Raw genomic sequence first — 19717 nt, forward strand, 5'->3', positions numbered from 1 at the left:
CCAAAAGCGTCGCAGCAACGCAAAGACCGATTGCTTGGTCATATGGCCCTTGCGACAATCGTTGCAACTTCTCGATCCGAGAGGTAAAGCTTGGTCTGGCCTACAGGTCAAACCAAAAACTAACCACTAAGGAGATTTTTCTGATGCAAAAGAAGATTATTGCCCTGGCCATCGCTGGCCTGGCTTCTACCGCTGCTTTCGCTCAATCCAACGTCACCATCTACGGTGTTGCTGACGTGGCCTACTTGCACGCTTCTGGTAGCGGCGCTAAGGGTGTTAACTCTATTGAATCCGGTGGCCTGGCTGGTTCCCGTATCGGTTTCAAGGGTGTCGAGGATCTGGGCAACGGCCTGAAGGCGCTGTTCACCCTGGAATACGCTCTGGCCATGGATGACAACGCTGCTCTCGGTTCTGCCGACGCTCCGTGGTCCAGCACCGTTGCTCGCCAGCAATTTGTTGGCCTGACCAGCAACTACGGCACCCTGGTTGGTGGTCGTCTGCAGACCGCCGGTTATGACTGGGCTTGCTCGGTCAACCCGCTGGCTGGCGGTGCTTTCGCCACCAACGACAAGCTGAACGGTCGCACTCTGCTGTCCTGCGGTTCCACCGGCCGCGCTAACAACGCTGTTGCTTACATCTCGCCGACCTTCGCCGGCGTGACCGTTGCCCTGAATACCGCTCGCCTGACCGAATCCCGTAATAACACCGCTACCAATCCGAACGGTCGTGATAGCAATGCTTATCTGGGCAGCGTCAATTACAAGGTCGCTGGCCTGAATGCAACCGCCATCTATACCCGTGTTAACGCTAACGCATCCGTTGCCGAAGACGACGTTCGCGAATGGGGCCTGGGCGGTTCTTATGACTTCCAAGTCGCCAAGCTGTTCGCTTCCTATCAAAACCAGAAGGCCGAAGCTGCTGCAACTGGCAAGTCTGACAAGACCTGGCAAGTTGGCGTTTCTGTTCCGACCACCGCTACCGGCGCTGTCCATGCTACTTACGCTCGCCTGAAGTATGCTAGCACCACTGCTGACGATAACCAGTCTTCGTTCTCGCTGGCTTACACCCATGGTCTGTCCAAGCGCACCAAGCTGTACGCTGGTTACAACCGCGTCAGCAACGGCGATACTGGTTCGCGTAGCGTTACCAATAATGCTGTTGCTCCGGCCGCTCCGACCTATGCCGATGGTAACTTCGTTATCCCGTCCTCTGGTGGTCACGCTTCCATTTGGGGTGTTGGTATCAACCACGCTTTCTAATCTGGTTTAACCAGTTTGGAAATGAAACGGGAGCTTCGGCTCCCGTTTTTGTTTGTATGTTGTGATTTACTCACCGGGTTGTATAGAAGCCATGCTAGAAGTGTGGTTGTTGACATAGGTCAAAATAACTAGTTACTACGGATGTAGCATCCCCTTTTCTAACAAAAAGGGAGTGGTGTATGTCTAAGAAGATTCTGGTTGCTGCACTGGTTGCTACCGGCGTTCTGTCGGCGCCTGTCGTCAAGGCTGACGAAGGCTCGTTCATGGTCCGGGCGCGTGCCGTCTATATCGACTTCAAGAACGGCCAGAAGGATGGTCTGGATCGGACGGTGGGGGCCAAGGTTGAGGCTGACAACCTGTGGATTCCGGAAATCGATCTGTCGTATTTCTTTACCAAGAATCTGGCGGCTGAACTGGTTCTGACCTATCCGCAGGAAGTTGATATCAAGATCGCCGGCGTCAAGCAAGGCACCATCAAGGCGCTGCCGCCCTCCCTGTTGCTGCAGTACCACTTTACCGAACTGGGTGCCTTCAAGCCCTACGTTGGTGCCGGGGTGAACTACACCTTCTTCTACAACACCAACAATATCCTGGGCGGCGTCGCGTCCGTCGAGCGCAGCAGCTGGGGCCTGGCTGGTCAAGTCGGCTTCGACTACATGTTCACCAAGAACATCGGCCTGAACGTCGACGTCAAGTACATCAAGATGGATACCGACGTGTATGCCGGTGGCTCCAAGCTCGGTAACCTGAACCTGAGCCCGGTTACGGCAGGCGTCGGTGTGACCTACCGCTTCTGATCGATTCCCTTTCGACAGGAATCTACGGGCGCTTCGGCGCCCGTTTTGTTGCGTAGCCCATGAAAAGCCCCGGAATTCCGGGGCTTTATTTTGGGTGTCAGGACAGGATCAGGTTGTCCCGATGAATGATTTCCGGTTCGTCGACATAACCGAGAATACTCTCGATGTCGGCCGTCGTCTTGCGGGCGATGAGGCGGGCTTCGCCGCTGCCATAGTTGCTCAGGCCACGGGCGATTTCGCGGCCTTCCGGGCTGATGCAGGCGACTGCTGCGCCGCGCTCGAACTCGCCGTCGACTGCCGTGACGCCGATCGGGAGCAGACTTTTGCCGGCGCGCAGGGCTTCGACGGCGCCAGCGTCCAGCATTAGGCGACCGGCCAGTTGTAGGTGATCGGCCAGCCATTGCTTGCGGGCGGTTAGCGGCGGGGTTTGCGAAATCAACAGGGTGCCGACCAGTTCGCCGGTCGCGAGACGGGCGATCGGATCGGTTTCGTGACCGCTGGCGATGGCGGTGTGGGCGCCGCTGCGGGCGGCACGTTTGGCTGCGATCACCTTGGTGATCATGCCGCCGGTGCCGACACGGCTACCGGCGCCGCCGGCCATGGCTTCCAGCGATTCGTCGCCGGCGACGGCCTCCTGGATCAGCGTGGCATTCGCATCCTTGCGCGGGTCGGCTGTGTACAGGCCTTTCTGGTCGGTCAGGATGATCAACGCGTCGGCCTCGAGCAGGTTGGCAACTAGGGCGCCGAGCGTATCGTTGTCGCCGAACTTGATTTCGTCGGTAACGACGGTGTCGTTCTCGTTGATGATCGGTACGACACCGAGTTCGAGCAGGGTGGTCAGTGTCGAGCGGGCGTTCAGGTAGCGTTTGCGGTCGGCCAGGTCGTCATGGGTGAGTAGGATTTGCGCGGTGTGCATGCCGTGCTTGTTGAAGGCTGCTTCGTAGGCCTCGACCAGCCCGGCCTGGCCGACGGCGGCGGCGGCCTGCTTTTCGTGCACCGTCTTTGGGCGGCGGTCCCAGCCCAGGCGCTGCACGCCGCAAGCGACGGCGCCCGAGGAGACAAGGACGATTTCCCGCTTCTGGTCGCGTAGCTGGGCAATTTGCCGCGCCCAGTCGTTAATTGCGGCGAGGTCAAGGCCGGTGCCGTTATTGGTGACCAATGCCGAGCCGACCTTGACGACCAGGCGTTTGGCGTTGGCGAGGCGGGTCTGGCTCATGCTTCTTCCGCCGTCCCTTCTTCGTCCTCATCGTCGGCGATCTCCGGAACGGCCATCTGTTCGAGGGCTTCCTGGATGGCGTAGATCAGCGGCTTGGTGCCTTCGCCGTTGATGGCGGTAATCGGGAAAACCGGACCGTCGTACTTGGTGGCTTTCTTGTAGGCCTTCAGGAAGTCCTTGATCGCCTTTTCGCGGTCTTCTTCCGGGATCAGGTCGAGTTTGTTGAGGATCAGCCAGCGCGGTTTTTCAACCAGTTCCGGGTCGTGTTTGGCGAGTTCGCCGACGATGGCCTTGGCATCGCGCACCGGGTTGGCGCCCGGATCGATCGGGGCGATATCGACGAGGTGGAGCAGGATGCGAGTGCGCTGCAGATGCTTGAGGAAGCGGATGCCGAGGCCGGCGCCGTCGGCTGCGCCTTCGATCAGGCCGGGTACGTCGGCAACAACGAAGCTCTTTTCGGCGCCGACGCGGACGACGCCAAGATTGGGGTGCAGCGTGGTGAAGGGGTAGTCGGCCACCTTCGGGCGGGCGGCGGAAATGGCGCGGATCAGCGTGCTCTTGCCGGCGTTGGGCAGGCCGAGCAGGCCGACGTCGGCCAGCACGCGCAGTTCGAGACCGAGTTCGTGTTCCTCGCCTTGTTCACCCTTGGTGCATTGGCGCGGCGCGCGGTTGGTCGAGGACTTGAAGTGGATGTTGCCGAGGCCGCCCTTGCCGCCCTTGGCGATCAGGACCTTCTGGTCGTGTTCGGCGAGATCGGCCAGGATGTCGCCGGTGTTGAGGTCGGTGACGACCGTGCCGACCGGCATGCGCAGCACGATGTCCTCGCCGCCGGCGCCGTAGCAGTCGGCGCTGCCACCGTTCTCGCCGCGCTGGCCGAGGAACTTGCGGGTGTAGCGGTAATCGACCAGGGTGTTGATGTTGCGGTCGGCGACGACATAGACGCTGCCGCCCTTGCCGCCGTCGCCACCATTGGGGCCGCCCATCGGGATGTATTTTTCGCGGCGGAACGTGGCGATGCCGTTGCCACCGTCGCCGGCTTTTACGTAAATCTTGGCTTCGTCGATAAATTTCATGCTGTTTCTCTCTTGCCCCGCCGGGGCGTTGGGTTCTTTATTGGCTTGGACTCTCGGCGAAAGTTCAGGCCAATAAAGAAAAAAGCCCTATCCGTGGCGGATAGGGCTTCTTCGATTTCCGCCGGGCCGATTTATTCGGCGGCCGGAACGATCGAGACCGTGCGGCGCTTCTTTTCGCCCTTGATGGTGAACTGGATCACGCCGTCCTTCAGTGCGAACAGGGTGTGATCCTTGCCGCAGCCGACGTTTTCGCCCGGGTGGAACTCAGTGCCGCGCTGGCGAACGATGATGTTGCCAGCCAGGACGAATTGACCGCCGTAGCGCTTGACGCCCAGTCGTTGAGCTTGTGAGTCGCGGCCGTTACGTGAACTACCGCCTGCCTTTTTGTGTGCCATGTTTTAGCTCCTTGTCTGAACTTAGGCAGCGATCGTGTCGATGCGCAGTTCGGTGTAGTTCTGACGATGGCCTTGACGCTTCTGGTAGTGCTTACGACGACGCATCTTGAAGATCTTGACCTTGTCGTGGCGGCCGTGGGAAACCACGGTGCACTTGACGGTGGCGCCAGCAAGGAAGGGGGCGCCGATCTTCACGGACTCGCCTTCGCCTACCATGAGGATCTGGTCGAGAGTGACTTCTGCGCCAACGTCTGCCGGTATCTGTTCTACTTTAAGTTTTTGACCAGCGGAAACGCGATACTGCTTGCCGCCGGTTTTTATGACCGCATACATGGGTTGGACTCCGAAATTAATACAAAGGGTGCTACAAAGAACCGCGCATTATACGGAGAAATACTGATAAGTCAAAGGCTTTTCAATGGCTTATGGTAGACTTCCCGCCTTTCGCAAAGGAGCTTCTCATGGCTGAAATCACCACGGCCTCCGGCCTGATCTACGAAGATACCGTCGAAGGCAACGGCGCTGAGGCCAAGGCCGGTCATTTCGTGACGGTGCACTACACCGGCTGGCTAACCAACGGCAGCAAGTTCGATTCGAGCAAAGATCGCAACGATCCCTTCCAGTTCCCGCTCGGCCAGCGCCATGTGATCGCCGGCTGGGACGAAGGCGTGCAGGGCATGAAGGTTGGCGGTACGCGCAAGCTGACCATTCCGCCGCAACTCGGTTACGGCGCGCGCGGCGCGGGCGGCGTCATTCCGCCGAACGCCACGCTGGTTTTCGAGGTCGAACTGCTCGATCTGCAATGAGCGTTGCCGACGATCCCTGGGCGAAGTGGCGCAAGCCTGATGCCCCGGCTGAGGCTCCTGCGGCAGCGAAGCCTGCTGCCGAGCCGCAGCCTGCTGCTACGGAAAAGCCGGTAAACTGTCCGGCTCCCGTTGATGCCGATGTGCCGGTTAAGGCTGACGGTACCCTTCGCATCAACAAGGCTGCAATTGACCGCGAAGCCGGCGACAAGCCTGCACGCAAGCCGTTGCGCGGCGGTCCGCCGCGTGTTCGCCAGACCTTGCAGGAAAAACAGGAAGCCGAGGCGAAAGCCAAGGCTGTTCGCGCGCCGCGCAGCGAAAAAGCGCGTGACGATGCGCGCTCGAAGCCTCCGGGCAAGCCGCATCGCGGCGCCCGTACGGCGTCGAGGGATGGGGCTAAAGCATCCGGGCGTTCACCTGAGCGCACGAACGAAAATCCCTGGGGCAAGGCGGCGGAGCGCAAACCCGCTGCAGCCCGGCCGATGTCACGTCCGGCGGCTGAAGACCCGTGGAAGTCGCATCGGGCCGCAGCGGTCGATGCGCCTAAAGTGGCTGAGCAGCCCAAGGGGCCGCCGCCGGCAGGCGTTCGTCTGTCCAAGGTGATGTCCGAGCGCGGCCTGTGTTCGCGCCGCGAGGCCGACCTGTGGATCGAGCGCGGTTGGGTCTTCGTCAATGGCGAGCCGGTCAGCGAGCTGGGTTCGCGCATCGATCCGTCGGCCGAGATTTCGATTTCGAAGGAAGCGCAGAAGGATCAGGCCAAGCAGGTCACCATCCTGCTCCACAAGCCGGTCGGCTATGTCTCCGGACAACCGGAACCGGGCTGCATCCCGGCGGTGACCTTGATTACGCCGGAGGCCCAGGTCGTGCAGTCGGGCGATCCGGAATTCAAACCGTGGATGTTGCGCGGACTGGCGCCGGCTGGACGACTCGATATCGATTCGACCGGCCTGCTGGTGCTGACCAGCGATGGCCGGGTGGCGAAAAGGCTGATTGGCGAGGATAGCGAGGCCGAGAAGGAATACCTGGTTCGCGTTTCCGGCGAGATGATCGAGGGCGGGCTCGACCTGCTGCGCCACGGCCTGGAACTCGACGGCAAGCCGTTGAAACAGGCCTGGGTCAAGCAATTGAACGAGGATCAGCTGCACTTCATCCTGAAGGAAGGCAAGAAGCGCCAGATCCGCCGCATGTGCGAGCTGGTCGGTCTCAAGGTGATAGGCCTGAAACGGGTGCGCATCGGACGCATCCGTCTGGGCGACCTGCCGCTGGGGCAGTGGCGCTTCCTGCGCGCTGACGAGGCTTTTTGACACTGGCCGGGGTTTCCGGCGGTGTTCAGAAAACAAAAAAACGCCGGCTTGAAGCCGGCGTTTTGCATTGAGTGCTTGCCTAGCGAGCGAATCAAACCGTGCCGGTGGGCTTGGCGGCGCGGACCGGCGGCATCATCAGGCATTCGCCGTCGATGACCGTCTTGCCGCCAACGGTGCACACCGTGTCGAGGATCACGCGGTTCTTTTCGAGACTGACTTCGCGTACGGTAACGGTGGCGGTGACGGTGTCGCCCGGCTTGACCGGGGCCTTGAATTTCAGCGTCTGCGACAGATAGATGGTGCCGGGGCCGGGCAGCTTGTTGGCCAGGGTGGCGGAGATGAAGCCAGCCGACAGCATGCCGTGGGCAATGCGGGTGCCGAACATCGTGCCCTTGCAGTATTCCTCGTCGAGGTGGGCTGGGTTGACGTCGGTCGAGATGCCGGCGAACAGGATGATGTCGGCTTCGGTGACAGTCTTGGAGGTGCTGGCGGACATGCCGGGATGCAGCTGATCGATGTGATAGGTCATGCTGGACTCCTTGCTCTTATCAGTTGGGAAAAATGCACTCTACCATACCGATGCGTATGGATGAATAGCCTATTATTCGGCACGCAATGCCTCGACCGGATCGAGCCGGGCAGCACGGCGAGCCGGCAGGACGCCCGCAGCAAGGCCGATGGCAATGGCCAGTCCTTCGGCGAGCAGGACAAAGGTGAGCGGCGTATGCACCGGAAGTGCCGGCAACAGCAGATGGATCAGCTGTGCCAGTCCGAAGCCGATGAGCAGGCCCATCAGGCCGCCAATGGCCGAGAGCGCGATGGCCTCGCCAAGAAAAAGCAGCAGGATGGTCCGCCGTGGTGCGCCGAGGGCGACCAGCAGGCCGATTTCACCGGTGCGTTCGCTGACGGCGATGGTCATGATGGTAACGATGCCGACCCCGCCGACGAGCAGGGAAATGCCGCCCAGCGCGCCGACGGCCATGGTCAGTACGTTGAGGATATTGGACAGCGTCGCCAGCATCTCTTCCTGCGTGACGATGGTGAAGTCCTCATGGCCGTGGCGGCTGATCATGCGCTCGCGCGCCGCATCGGCGACCACTTTCGACGAGATGCCTTCCTCGGTGGCCAGGTCGATTTCGTTCAGGCCGTCGCGATTGAAGATTTCCAGCGCCCGGGCGGCCGGAATGAAGGCAGTGTCGTCGAGATCGATGCCGAGGAACTGGCCCTTGGGTTCGAGGACGCCGATCACCCTAAACTGGTCGGGGCCGATGCGCAGCCGCGTGCCGAGGGCGTTTTCTGGGCCGTAGAGCTCTTCCTTCAGCTTCGGGCCGAGGACGACCAGGGCGCGCGCACTGTCCGCGTCGTCGCTGGGCAGGAACTGGCCGACGCGCACCTTGCCCTTGAACACTTCCAGCATCTGCGGCCCGACGCCATAGACCGAGGTCCGACGCAAACGGCCGTTGGCGCCAACTTCTGCATTGCCCCAGATGCTGGGCGTGGCGGAAACGACGTGCGGCAGGCCGGCCAGCGCCTTGGCGTCGTCGAGCGACAGCGGGCGGGCGCTGGTCGGCAGTCCGGACGGTGCGCCGCCGGTCTTGGTCTTGCCCGGGTGGATGCCGACGACGTTGGTGCCGAACTGGCTGAATTCGGCCAGCACGAAACGGTGTATGCCTTCGCCGATGGAGGTGAGCAGGATCACCGCGGCAATGCCGACGGCAATGCCGAGCAGGGTCAGGAAGCTGCGCAGGCGCTGGGCGGTGACGGCGCGCAGGGCAAGCTGAAAGGCATCGGACCAGAGCATGGGTATGCGATGGGGCGGAGGTGTCGTGGAGAGTTGCGGCCGGTTGGGATTGGGGATTAAATTTACCGGAGTGGTTCGGCAATGATATGCGCAACACGCTATCCGAGCGAACCAAGCAAAACGATGACAATCTAAATATCACGTCTATTTGCAGGGAGGTACTGCTCGTGCGCCTGCCTTTTGTCATGGCCTCCATTGCCTTGGGGGTGATGGTGTCTTTCGCGGCCCGGACCGAGCCTGTGGCCACGGTAAAAAAGCGGGCTGCGGTCAACATTCAGGTCGATAACCAGGGCTGGGGGGCGGTCGATACCGGTCAGATCGAACGCGTTCTGCATTCGGTGGCCGATCTGTTGCTCGATCAGCAGCCCGACCGGGCGCCGATCACGGTCCGCGTCAGCCATACCGATTCGAACCCCGTGGCGCTTTATGACCGGGGGCCGAACGGCGAATATATGATCCGGCTGCATGCCGACCAAGCGCGTTGGCATCTCTACGTTTACGAATTCGCCCACGAGTTCTGCCATGTGCTGTCCAACTATGGTCATGCGGGCGGCGAAGTCTCCCGGCAGAACCAGTGGTTCGAAGAAACGATATGCGAGACGGCTTCGCTCTATGCCCTCGAGACGCTGGCGACCGAATGGTCCGTGGCCCCGCCCGAGCCTGAGTTGGCCAGCCACGCCAAGGATTTACGGCGTTTCTTCAAATTCCTCATTGCCGAACGCCATCGCACGCTGCCGGAAAATACCGAGTTGCGCGAATGGCTGCAGGAGCGTCAGGCTCAGTTGCGGGCCGACCCCTACCGCCGGGATCAGAACGATCTGGTCGCCAAGTCGGTTCTGCCGCTGTTCTTCGCCGATTCCAAGAGCTGGGAGGCCATCAGCTATCTGAATCTGCATCCCGATGACCCGTCGGCCAGCTTGGATGACTTCATGCGCCACTGGCATGCCAATGCGCCGGAGCGGGACCGCCCGTTCATCGCCAAGCTGTCCGCAATGCTGCTGCACAAGGATGTGATATCGGCGCCACCCACGCAGGTGGCGGTTTCGCCGGTCGGCCCGGGCGGAACCTGAATGGTGGCGGCCCGCTGGAGCCTGCCTCGTGGCAGACAGTTGCTAATGCTTCATCAAGGCTTGTACGGGGTCAAGCCGCGCCGCCCGGCGCGCCGGCATGACGCCGAACAGCAGGCCGGTCGTGAGTGCGGTGCCTAGGCCGGCGATCACGGCCCAATCCGGCGGATAGGCCGGAAAGACCGGGAAGAACTGGCGCAGAGCGAAGGCGCCGAGTTGGCCGAGCAGGTAGCCGAGCAGGGCGCCGAGCGCCGACAGCATCGCCGCCTCGGTCAGGAAGGCCAGTCGGATGGTGCTCGCCGAGGCGCCGAGCGCCTTGAGCAGCCCGATTTCGCCGGTGCGCTGGGTGACGGCGACGAGCATGACGTTCATCACCAGGATGCCGGCGACGGCCAGGCTGATCGCGGCGATGCCGGCGACGCCGAGGGTCAGCGCGCCGAGCAGTTTGTCGAAGGTGGCGAGAACGGCGTCCTGGGTGATTACGGTGACGTCTTCTTCGCCGCGGTGGCGTTGTTTGAGCAGTTCCAGGGCTTGTGCCTTGGCGGCGGGGATGGCTTCCCGGCTGTTGGCTTCGATCAGGATGCGGAACAGGGTGTTGGAGTTGAACATCGCCTGCGCCAGCGATACCGGCACGATGACCAGTTCGTCAGTGTTCATGCCCAAGCCCTGGCCGACCGGCTTGAGGACGCCGATGACGCGCAGGCGGCGGTCGCCAACGCGGACCAGTTGGCCGACAGCGGGGCCGGTTCCGAATATTTCCTGGCGTAGCGTGGCACCGATGATGGCGACCGACGAGCCCCGGTTCCAGTCCTCGTCCGGCAGCGGGCTGCCCTGCACCAGTTCGAAATTGCGGATCGGGATGAACTCGGCGGTCGACCCGGCGACCATGGCTTCGCGCAGCTTGCCGCCATAGGCGATTTCCGAGGTGCCGACGGCGAGCGGGGCGACGCGCCGCACGCTGGGCAGGCGGCGCAGGCTGCCGGCGTCGTCGATGGTCAGGTCGCGCGGCGTGGTGGTGATGGCATTGGCCGGGTTGAAGCCGCCGGTGCCGGAACGGCCGGGCAGGACGATGACCAGATTGCTGCCGAGCGACGAAAACTGGCCGATGACATAGCGCCGCGCCCCGTCGCCCAGTGCGGTCAGGATGACGACGGCGGCGACGCCGATCGACATGGCCAACACCGACAAGGCCGTGCGTACCGGGTAGCCGGTAGCGGCATCGCGGGCGAAGCGCAGGGTATCAGCCAGGCGCATCGGCGTTCGGTGCCGGGTGGGCGCTGTCGTGCTTGAGGCGGCCATCCTCCATGACCAGCTGGCGGCCGGCGCGGGCGCCCAGCGCCGGGTCATGGGTGACGACGACCAGCGTGACGCCCTGGGTGTTCAGTGCTTCGAGCAGGCGCACCACCTCGTCGCCGGTCTGGCGGTCGAGGTTGCCGGTCGGCTCGTCGGCGAGGAGCAGGGCGGGTTGCATGATGGTGGCGCGGGCGATGGCGACGCGCTGGCGCTGGCCGCCGGAGAGCTGGTCCGGCTTGTGGTCGGCGCGGTTATCCAGGCCGAAGTCCTTGAGTGCCTGGGCAACGCGCCGCTTCCGCTCGGCCGGGGCGATGCCGGCCAGGGTCATCGGCAAGCCAATGTTTTCGGCCGCGGTGAGGCGCGGCACCAGGTGGAAACTCTGGAAGACGAAGCCGATGCGGGTGCTGCGCACGGTCGCCTGTTCTTCGGGCGACAGCGTGGTGACGTCGCGCCCCTCCAGGCGGTAGCTGCCGGCATTGGGGCGGTCGAGCAGGCCGAGCAGGTTGAGCAGGGTGGATTTGCCCGAACCGGACGGCCCCATCACGGCAACGTATTGCCCGGCATCTATCTGCAGGTTCAGGCCGCTCAGCGCATTGACCGTGGTGTCGCCGAGCTGGAAGCGCCGTTCAATGCCAGACAGTTCGATCAGCGCCATGCGCCTATTTCGCCTTGGTTTGTGTTTTTTCGTCCGGCGTCACCTTGGCGCCGGCCTTGATGCCTTCCTTGTCGAGCGAGGTGACGATGCGCTCGCCGGCCTGCACGCCCTCGACCACCTCGGTGTATTCCCAGTTGGCCAGCCCGGCCTTGATCCGGCGCTCCTCCAGCTTGCCGCTGTCGGCGTTGTAGACCAGCACACGGCCGCCTTCCTGGATGGCGGCGGTCGGCACGCGCAGGACCTTGTCGCGGCCGGCGAGGATGACTTCGACATCGGCGCTGTAGCCGACGAGCAGCTTGCCGGTGGCTTCTGGTTGCTCGAAATCGACTTCGATGTCCACCGTCCGCGCCTGCTTCTCGACGGCGGAAACATAGGGGGCGACGCGCCGCACCTTGCCGGGCAGGATCTTGCCGGGCAGGGCGTCGAGGGTGATGCGCACGGCTTGGTTGACCTGGATCTTCGGGGCGTCGACCTCGTCCATCGGCGCTTTGACGTAGAGGCAGGAGTCGTCGATCAGGTCGATGGCCGGCGGCGTCGGCACGCCGGGGGGCGACGGGGTGGAATATTCGCCCAGTTCGCCGACGATCTTGGCGACCGTGCCGTCGAAAGGTGCGTACAGTGCGACCCGGCCCTGTTCGACGCGGGTGGCGCGGAACTTGGCTTCGGCCTGGGCGACGTCCGCTTTAGCCGTATTGCAGGCGGCGCGGCGGACTTCGGCGTCGGTGCGGGCAGCTTCTTCCTTGCTGGTCGACACGAAACCCTTGGCGCGCAACTCGCTTTGGCGAACGGCCTCCTTCTCGGCATTGCTGGCGGCGATGCAGGCTTCGTCAACGCGCTTGGCACTGAGCGTGATCTGGGCCTGGGCCAGTGCCGCATTGGCCTGCTGGTCGTCGTTCCACAGCTTGAGCAGCAGTTGCCCCTTCTTGACCTTGTCGCCCTCCTTGACGCCGAGGTATTCGATACGGCCGCCGATGATGGTCGACAGCTTGGTGCGCAGGCAGGCTTCGACGGTCCCGGCGCGGGTGTTGGACAGGGTGGCTTCGACCTTGCCTTCCGCTACTTCCTTGAGCACGACGGGGACCGGTTTCGGCCGCGTCGCCCAGAACAAGCCGAGGCCGAGCACGGCAAGGACGGCGACAATGATGGCGATGCGACGCATGGCAAATCCTAGCGGAAACCCGGCAGCCAGCCGGATTGTTGGTGGCCCCAGACCGGCTTCAGCGTGCCTTGGTACAGCGCCTCGATGACCGGCGGCTCCTGCCACGGTTCGTTCATGAAGGTCAGGCCGACTTCCTCGACGGTCTTGCCGGACCAGTAGTAGTCGGCCACTTCGTCGAGGGCGCTGAGCGACAGGCTGTGCGGGAGGCGCAGATAGTCGAGCCAGCTGGCGTCGTGGAAGGAGCAGATGTAGGCGCCCTGGGTCTGGGCGCAGACGAGGTTCTTGCCAAAGACGCGCTGCGGATGCTTGAAGCGGAAGGTCATGGCGTCGGTGCGCGTGGCGAACTGCAGCATGGCGTGCAGGCGGCTCGGAAAGTGGTTGTAGCGGCGTTGCCGGAAATACTCGAGGTGGTATTCGGCAAAGTAGTTTTGCACCGACAGCAGCTGGTCGCCGGGCGTCGGTTCGCCGCCTTCCGGCGCGGCGAGCGTGGCGCCGAACGGGCTGCCTTTCAGGATGTCCCAGCCCGGCAGCTCGGCGCCGGGCTCGAGCCAGCAAAAAAGCTCCAGCGTTGCGGTGTCCTTGATGAGGTTGTCCATGGGGCCAGAGGAGAAGGGCGGATGCCGCTATTCTGAACGAACGGCCGGCTTAGGCCAATCATCCCGATGCGACGAGTTGATATCGCGCAATCATTTCGATATGTCATATGATTCGGTTTTCATGTTTCTTGCGGGGAGGCAGGATTGGGCTTAATCCGCAGTGATCGCCAGGAATCCAGTTTGCGTTCCGGGGGGCGTCACACTAGCCTGCGTAAGGCCTTGCTGCGCGTCCTGCTGGCCCTGGCCTGCATGCTGGGCATGATTGGCGGCGTGACTCTCGGTGCCTTGTCCGCCTACAACGAAGCCTACTCGGCGGCACGCCACCGCCAGGACTCGCTGGAACTGATCACCGAAATACGCCATGACGTCGAATTGCTCAGCCGCCTAGTTTCATCGTATGTGGCGACGGCCAATCCGCGTTTCCTGATCTATTACTACGACATCCTGGCCATCCGCGAAGGCACCAAGCCACCGCCTGCGGCAGCGTCGGCCACCTATTGGGAGCAGGTGATCAGCGGCATGCGGACTTACGTGCCGCCGAGCGAGGGGTTGGGGGTCGCCCTCGCCGAGCGGGGTAGCCGCCTTGGTTTCGATGCCGATGAACAGGTGCTGCTACTGCGTGTCTTCAAGGTCTCTGACGAAATGAAGGAGGTCGAGCAAATCGCATTTGCCGCGACGCAGGGGCTGTACGATCCGGTCAAGCACGAAATGGTTTCCGAGGCCGAGCCGGAGCGGGAATTTGCCGCAAAGCTGCTGCATGAAACGCGCTACCTGAAACACCGGGCTGATCTCGCCATTGCAGTCGATGAATTGTCCCGCCAGGTGGACCAGCGGACCAAGAATGCCCTGGTCGCCGCCGGCGACATGCTGCGCACCTGGATCGTGGCAGCCTTGCTTTTGCTGGTCGGCGCGCTGCTCGTCCTCTTTTTCGGCTACGGCTATCTGAAACGCCGGGTCCTGGCGCCGCTGACGGCCATGCACCGGACGGCCATCGCCTTGTCCGAGAAAATGTACAGCGAGCGCGTTGGCGATGTGGATGGCGTGGCGGAAGTGCACGCCCTGGCGTCGACGATGGACAGCATGGCGGCGGCTATCGAAGTCGACCTCGAACAGCGCGAGGTCGTGCAGCGTGCCTTGCGCCAGGCACGGGCGCGCGCCGAGGTTGCCGCCGAGGCCAAATCGATCTTTCTGGCCAACATGAGCCACGAGATACGCACGCCGATGAACGCCATCATCGGCATGGCCTATCTGGCGCTCAAGTCGGGCTTGCCGCCCCGCCAGCACGATTACGTCGCCAAGATCCATCTGGCCGCGCGCTCCTTGCTCGGCATCCTCAACGACATCCTCGACTATTCGAAGATCGAGGCCGGCAAGGTGGCGCTCGAAACGCTGCGCTTCGATCTCGAGGCGGTCGTCCAGAATGCCCTGTTCGTGGTCCAGGAGAAGGCCGAAGCGAAGGGGCTGGAACTGGTCCTCGATTTCCGGCCGTCGCCGGCCTTGCAGTTCCTGGTCGGCGACCCGCTACGCCTCGGGCAGGTGTTGATGAATCTGCTCAGCAACGCCGTCAAGTTCACCGAGCGCGGGCATGTCCTGCTCAGGGTCGCCGAGGTGTCCGGCGACGGCACGACAGCCACCGTTTCCTTCTGCATCGAAGATACAGGCATCGGCATGACGCCCGAACAGGTCAGCCGGCTGTTCAAGGAGTTTTCCCAGGCCGACGGCTCGACCACGCGCAAGTACGGTGGAACCGGGCTCGGCCTGGCCATTTCGAAGCGTCTGGTGGCCGCCATGAGCGGCGAACTGAACGTGAAGAGCGCTTTCGAAAAAGGCAGCACCTTCAGTTTCACCGTCCAGATGCCGGTCGTCGCCGATCCGCTGGCTGAGAATGGCGACGACTTGCCGGCGTTGCCGTGCCGGCGCGCCCTGGTGGTCGACGACTATGCCGTGGCCCGGGACAGCATGGTTGGCCTGCTGCGCAGCATGGGCTGCCCCGAGGTGGTTGGCGTGGCGAGCGGTGGCGAAGCCTTGGCCTGCCTGACTGCGGCCGGGCAAGCGGTGCCTTGCGATCTGCTCGTGCTCGACTGGAACTTGCTGGACATGACCGGCGGCGAGGTGATCGATGCGCTGCTCGCCCAGGGCGGCGAGTTGCCAGCGACGACCATCGTGGTGTCGGCCAGCGATGCCGCCTTGCTCCGCCAGGAGGCGATCCAGCCCGGGATTGCCGAAATCGTGCAAAAGCCGCTGTTGCCCGGCGTCCTGCGCCGCATCTGCGGCCAGCGTCAGTTGCCGCAGCTCGGGAAAAGCAGCGAGCGCCTGCGGGGCGATACCCATACGCGCGATCTCGAGGGCATGCGCATCTTGCTCGTTGAGGACAACGACATCAACCAGCAGGTGGCCAGCGAACTGTTGCGGGACTGGGGGGCGCAGGTCGATATCGCCGCCGACGGCCGGCAGGCGCTCGATATGCTGGCGGCCCACCCTCCGGAGCATTACGCGGTGGTGCTGATGGACATTGAAATGCCGGTCATGGATGGGCGCGAAGCCACCCGCCGTCTGCGCGAGCAAGCCTGTTTCAGCGACCTGCCGATCATTGCCATGACGGCCCATGTGGTCGGCTACGGCATGCAGGAGAGCCTCGCCCAGGGCGTCAATGCCTACGTTGCCAAGCCATTCGAGCCGGATTTCCTGCTTGATCAATTAATGCAGTTCGGCCGGCGCTCGCCGGCGGCAATACCAACCACTGCGGACGCGGCGCCGGCGGAAGGAGAGGATGAGTTCGCCACTGCCCTGCTGGCGAGCCGGGAGGTCGATGCCGGATTACTGCTGCGCCGGTTTGTCGGACGGATGCCTTTTCTCCGGCGCGCCTTGCGTCGTTTTGCCGAAGACTGCCGCCAGTGGTGCGATATTTTCGAAGCGCGCGTGGTACAGGGCGATGGCGAGGCCGCACGGCGTCAGGTGCATACCCTGAAGGGGCTGGCCGGAACCTTTGCCATGACGCGGCTGCATGCGGCCTTGGTTGGCCTCGAGTCCGCCTTGGACGCGGTCGGCGGGGGCGGGCAGGCCGGCGGGGTGGCCACGGTGCGGGCGATTCTGGCGGACCTGCTGCCGGAACTCGACGCCTTGCCGGGCGACGTGTCGGCCGACGCCTTACCCGAACGCTACGAGCCGCTGGACGAAGTGCTGGAGCGCTTGTGCCAGCAACTGCGCCAGGGGGATGGTGAGGCCGAGGAACTCTGGCGTCAGAACAAGGAACGCTTTGCCGCGCTGTACTCGCCGCGGCAGATGGGGGCCATCGATTACGCGATCGGCCAGTGGAATTTCGATGAGGCGCTGGACGCCCTCACGCGCAACGGACAAGGTGGAGGTGCTCACCGTGAGTGAAGAACGGGCAAATGTACTGGTTATCGACGACACGCCGGGCAACCTCAGCCTGCTCAACCAGTTGCTGCGCACCCACTACCGCGTCAAACTGGCCAACAGCGGTGCCAAGGGGCTGGAACTGGCGGCGCTGTCGCCGCCCGATCTTGTGCTGCTCGACATCATGATGCCGGAGATGGACGGCTATGAAGTATTTCGGCGCCTGAAGGCCGATCCGGCGACGAGCCGTATCCCGATCATTTTCCTGACCGCCAAATCGGGCAACGACGACGAGGAGAAGGGATTGGCCATGGGAGCGGTCGATTTCATCCACAAGCCGATCGCTCCGTCGGTGGTGCTGGCTCGGGTGCGCACCCATTTGCAAATCAGGAACTGGCAAATTTTCCTCGAGGACAAGAGCGCCTGGCTGCAAAAAGAAGTTGAACTGCGGGTCAGCGAAGTCTTTCGCCTGCAGGAGGCGACGATACGAGTGATGGTTTCGCTGGCCGAGTTTCGGGACGAATGTACCGGTAACCACATTCGCCGGACCCAGGATTATGTCCGCCTGCTGGCAAAGCATATCAGCGGCCAGCCGCGGGACCGCGCCTTCCTGTTGGCCGAACAGATTGACCGCATCGCCAAGGCCGCTCCTTTGCATGATATTGGCAAGATTGCGATTCCCGATCACATCCTGCTCAAGCCGGGGCGGCATACTCCGGAAGAGTTTGAGATTATGAAGACCCATAGCGCCAAGGGGGAAAGCATGCTGCAACGCTCACTGCGGGAAATGGGCGGCGAGAACGAGATGCTGATGTTCGCCTGCCAGATCGCGCGCAGCCACCACGAGCGCTGGGATGGCAGTGGTTACCCGGACGGGCTGGCCGGTGAAGCCATTCCGCTGGCTGCCCGCCTGATGGCGGTGGCCGATGTTTACGATGCCTTGCGTTCGCGGCGCCCTTATAAGGAGCCATTTACTCATCAGGATGCCGTCAGGCTTTTGGTCGACGGGCGCGGCAGCCATTTCGACCCTGTACTGATCGACGCTTTTCTCGCTCAGGAAAAGGTTTTCGCGGAAATAGCGATTAAACTGGCAGACGAGTGAGTTGTCATGACAAGAGTAGTTGATGTGAATATGCCAAACAGACTTTGGGGCGCGGCGGGGGCCATTGCATTGATGGCTTGTCACCTTCCCGCACAGGCGTTCGATATGACCTGGTCGGGGTTCGGAACGATCGGTTACGCCCAGTCCGACCAGCCGGTGAATTACCAGCGCTTCATCGACGAGAAGGGTACCTTCAAGCGCGACAGCATCCTGGGCGCCCAACTCGATGCGCGGTTTTCGCAGCAATGGGGGGCGACCGTCCAGGCCAAGGTGGCGCCTTCCGATCACCGGGATACCCAGTGGCAGGCCTCGCTGGCGTGGGCTTTCGTGTCCTGGCGGCCGAGCGACGACTGGTTGATCCGCGTCGGGAAACTGCGCCTGCCCTTCATGCTCAATACCGAAAATGCCGATGTCGGGGCCACCTATGACTTCGTGCGCCTTCCCCAGGAAGTCTATTCCATCGCCCCGACCACCGACGTCATCGGGCTGAGCGCTAGCAAGACCTGGTTCGGCGAGACTTACGATTGGACGGCCGAGGCTTACTCCGGCAAGGCCAGCACGTACTGGCGCTATTACGGCCGTGATCGGAAATTCGACACTAATTCACCTGGCAGCTGGTTCTTGCCGATCGATATGAAGAGTACCGGCTTGGTACTGACGGCTCGTAGTTTCGAGCATGTCTTCCGGCTTGGCTACCATGAGGGAGAAGCGTCGCGGCCCGGAGAGAAAACCGGGGTTGGCTTCGAGATGGGGAACTGCCCAGGAGCGCCAGTCTTTGGCTGTTACAACCTTTCATCGACTACCGTCGAAAAGGTGCGGGTACCAATCATTACGCTTGGGGCGAGCGTTAGCTTGCCGGAAAACTTCAAGCTGACCGGAGAATACGGGAAGGCCAAGGTAGAAAGTGCCAGCCGTGGCTTGAGTCGCTGGGGTGGGTATGTCGCGCTGTCAAAACGTATCGGTGCATGGACGCCGTATGCCTACTATGCCAAAGTCAAATCGACTGGAGACGCACTTGATCTGTACCAGCGACTTAATGGCAATAGCGGGGCGGTCCCGCTCCCTTGGCAAGGCTATCAGCGCATGTTGGCGGATCTTGTCGTCCCCTATGATCAGTCGACGGTGGCCTTGGGAACCTCATACTGGATAACGACGAAAAGCGTGATCAAGGCAGAGTGGTCGCGGGTCGATACGCAAGTCGCTTCCAGCTTCGTCGATGCGCCGGTCGGGGGCGAAAGCGGAAATCGGCAAATCGATGTGTTCTCGCTCTCGTACAGTTTCACCTTCTGACATGAGCCGTGTTTCCAGCCTGCTCGCCGCGTGTCTGCTCCTCGCCGGGGCGGTGGGCGGCGCAACGGCGGAGGAAGTGCTGATCATCGGCCACCACGCCTTGCCGAAGGCGGACAAGGCGACCGTGCAGCGCATTTATACCGGCCGCTCCGTTTCGATTGGCCAGCACGCCGTGGCGCCGGCAAATCTGCCGGCGGGCTACGCGGCGCGCGACGAGTTTCTGCGGGCATACCTGGAGCAGACCGAGGAGCAATATACCGGTTACTGGCTGGTCCGCCGCTATGTCGGCAAGGGGGCGCCGCCCTTGGAATTGGGTAGCGTCGAGGAAGTGCTGAAATACGTCCAAGGCGTGCCGGGAGCCGTCGGCTACGTGCCGGTCTCGCAGTTGCCGCGTGGCGCGAATGTAATCTTCCGGCGCTGAGGCTTCGGCCCGGGCGCTGGATTTTTTTGCTGGGAGTGCTAAGCTGAAGGCGTGTCGGGTGTGCAGCAAATCCGGCATGAAGTGGCTGTATCAGCTGCGCTGCTGGAGAATCTATGGCAGTTATCGCAG

19 protein-coding genes are annotated in these 19717 nt (G+C 62.6%); 9 read left to right on the forward strand and 10 right to left on the reverse strand.

Features of this window, described 5'->3' with window-relative positions; translation table 11 throughout:
* The first annotated feature begins 143 nt into the window (after nucleotides 1–143).
* Nucleotides 144–1259, forward strand: coding sequence for a porin (locus tag LZ012_RS05995; RefSeq protein WP_275708593.1), 1116 nt, complete (start codon nucleotides 144–146; stop codon nucleotides 1257–1259).
* Between the two features lie 179 nt (nucleotides 1260–1438).
* Complete coding sequence (locus tag LZ012_RS06000; RefSeq protein ID WP_275708595.1) at nucleotides 1439–2056, forward strand: OmpW/AlkL family protein; 618 nt, start codon at nucleotides 1439–1441, stop codon at nucleotides 2054–2056.
* A 97-nt stretch (nucleotides 2057–2153) separates the two neighbouring features.
* Here the strand turns inward: LZ012_RS06000 and proB are convergent, their stop codons facing one another.
* The 4 genes from proB to rplU form a co-directional block, all read right to left on the reverse strand.
* Complete coding sequence (proB, locus tag LZ012_RS06005) at nucleotides 2154–3272, reverse strand: glutamate 5-kinase (protein ID WP_275708597.1); 1119 nt, start codon at nucleotides 3270–3272, stop codon at nucleotides 2154–2156.
* Nucleotides 3269–4345: an Obg family GTPase CgtA gene (gene cgtA / locus LZ012_RS06010; protein WP_275708599.1), complete on the reverse strand. Its 1077-nt coding sequence runs from the start codon at nucleotides 4343–4345 to the stop codon at nucleotides 3269–3271. The genes proB and cgtA overlap by 4 nt, the downstream gene beginning before the upstream one ends.
* A gap of 131 nt (nucleotides 4346–4476) precedes the next feature.
* Nucleotides 4477–4740: a 50S ribosomal protein L27 gene (gene rpmA, locus LZ012_RS06015; protein WP_275708601.1), complete on the reverse strand. Its 264-nt coding sequence runs from the start codon at nucleotides 4738–4740 to the stop codon at nucleotides 4477–4479.
* A 21-nt stretch (nucleotides 4741–4761) separates the two neighbouring features.
* On the reverse strand, nucleotides 4762–5073 hold the full coding sequence (gene rplU, locus LZ012_RS06020; RefSeq protein ID WP_011289195.1) for a 50S ribosomal protein L21: 312 nt from the start codon (nucleotides 5071–5073) through the stop codon (nucleotides 4762–4764).
* Nucleotides 5074–5201: 128 nt separating this feature from the next.
* On the opposite strand from rplU, the gene LZ012_RS06025 reads away from it, so the two are divergent.
* Complete coding sequence (locus LZ012_RS06025) at nucleotides 5202–5546, forward strand: FKBP-type peptidyl-prolyl cis-trans isomerase (RefSeq protein ID WP_275708603.1); 345 nt, start codon at nucleotides 5202–5204, stop codon at nucleotides 5544–5546.
* Nucleotides 5543–6847 (forward strand): pseudouridine synthase, encoded by a 1305-nt coding sequence (locus tag LZ012_RS06030; protein WP_275708605.1) that lies wholly within the window; start codon nucleotides 5543–5545, stop codon nucleotides 6845–6847. The genes LZ012_RS06025 and LZ012_RS06030 overlap by 4 nt, the downstream gene beginning before the upstream one ends.
* A 91-nt stretch (nucleotides 6848–6938) precedes the next feature.
* On the opposite strand, the gene LZ012_RS06035 is transcribed toward LZ012_RS06030, so the two are convergent.
* Both LZ012_RS06035 and LZ012_RS06040 read right to left on the reverse strand, forming a co-directional pair.
* Nucleotides 6939–7376 (reverse strand): MaoC family dehydratase, encoded by a 438-nt coding sequence (locus tag LZ012_RS06035; RefSeq protein ID WP_275708607.1) that lies wholly within the window; start codon nucleotides 7374–7376, stop codon nucleotides 6939–6941.
* Between the two features lie 72 nt (nucleotides 7377–7448).
* A complete protein-coding gene (locus LZ012_RS06040; protein WP_275708609.1) occupies nucleotides 7449–8648 on the reverse strand; it encodes an ABC transporter permease in 1200 nt (399 codons plus the stop codon).
* Between the two features lie 86 nt (nucleotides 8649–8734).
* On the opposite strand from LZ012_RS06040, the gene LZ012_RS06045 reads away from it, so the two are divergent.
* The gene (locus LZ012_RS06045; protein WP_275708611.1) at nucleotides 8735–9718 is read left to right on the forward strand and encodes a hypothetical protein; all 984 of its coding nucleotides are present in this window, start codon (nucleotides 8735–8737) and stop codon (nucleotides 9716–9718) included.
* A gap of 42 nt (nucleotides 9719–9760) precedes the next feature.
* On the opposite strand, the gene LZ012_RS06050 is transcribed toward LZ012_RS06045, so the two are convergent.
* The 4 genes from LZ012_RS06050 to LZ012_RS06065 are packed head-to-tail and all read right to left on the reverse strand — an operon-like array spanning nucleotide 9761 to nucleotide 13418.
* Entirely contained in the window at nucleotides 9761–10969 is a 1209-nt protein-coding gene (locus tag LZ012_RS06050; protein WP_275708614.1) for an ABC transporter permease, read from the reverse strand.
* Nucleotides 10956–11663 carry an ABC transporter ATP-binding protein gene (locus LZ012_RS06055; RefSeq protein WP_275708616.1) on the reverse strand — a complete coding sequence of 236 codons (708 nt, stop codon included), beginning with the start codon at nucleotides 11661–11663 and terminating at the stop codon, nucleotides 10956–10958. Before LZ012_RS06055 ends, LZ012_RS06050 begins: the two co-directional genes overlap by 14 nt.
* A 4-nt stretch (nucleotides 11664–11667) precedes the next feature.
* The gene (locus tag LZ012_RS06060; protein ID WP_275708619.1) at nucleotides 11668–12822 is read right to left on the reverse strand and encodes an efflux RND transporter periplasmic adaptor subunit; all 1155 of its coding nucleotides are present in this window, start codon (nucleotides 12820–12822) and stop codon (nucleotides 11668–11670) included.
* An 8-nt stretch (nucleotides 12823–12830) separates the two neighbouring features.
* On the reverse strand, nucleotides 12831–13418 hold the full coding sequence (locus tag LZ012_RS06065; RefSeq protein WP_275708621.1) for a hypothetical protein: 588 nt from the start codon (nucleotides 13416–13418) through the stop codon (nucleotides 12831–12833).
* 219 nt (nucleotides 13419–13637) lie between these two features.
* Between LZ012_RS06065 and LZ012_RS06070 the strand changes: the two genes are divergently transcribed.
* The 4 genes from LZ012_RS06070 to LZ012_RS06085 are packed head-to-tail and all read left to right on the forward strand — an operon-like array spanning nucleotide 13638 to nucleotide 19588.
* Nucleotides 13638–16799: a hybrid sensor histidine kinase/response regulator gene (locus LZ012_RS06070; RefSeq protein WP_275708623.1), complete on the forward strand. Its 3162-nt coding sequence runs from the start codon at nucleotides 13638–13640 to the stop codon at nucleotides 16797–16799.
* Entirely contained in the window at nucleotides 16741–17877 is a 1137-nt protein-coding gene (locus LZ012_RS06075; protein ID WP_275708625.1) for a response regulator, read from the forward strand. The genes LZ012_RS06070 and LZ012_RS06075 overlap by 59 nt, the downstream gene beginning before the upstream one ends.
* Nucleotides 17878–17883: 6 nt before the next feature.
* Nucleotides 17884–19167, forward strand: coding sequence for a hypothetical protein (locus tag LZ012_RS06080; RefSeq protein ID WP_275708628.1), 1284 nt, complete (start codon nucleotides 17884–17886; stop codon nucleotides 19165–19167).
* 1 nt (nucleotide 19168) lies between these two features.
* Entirely contained in the window at nucleotides 19169–19588 is a 420-nt protein-coding gene (locus tag LZ012_RS06085) for a hypothetical protein (protein WP_275708630.1), read from the forward strand.
* Nucleotides 19589–19717: the final 129 nt, after the last annotated feature.

Origin of the sequence: Dechloromonas hankyongensis, from assembly GCF_022012295.1 — a bacterium.
GTDB lineage: Bacteria > Pseudomonadota > Gammaproteobacteria > Burkholderiales > Rhodocyclaceae > Azonexus > Azonexus hankyongensis.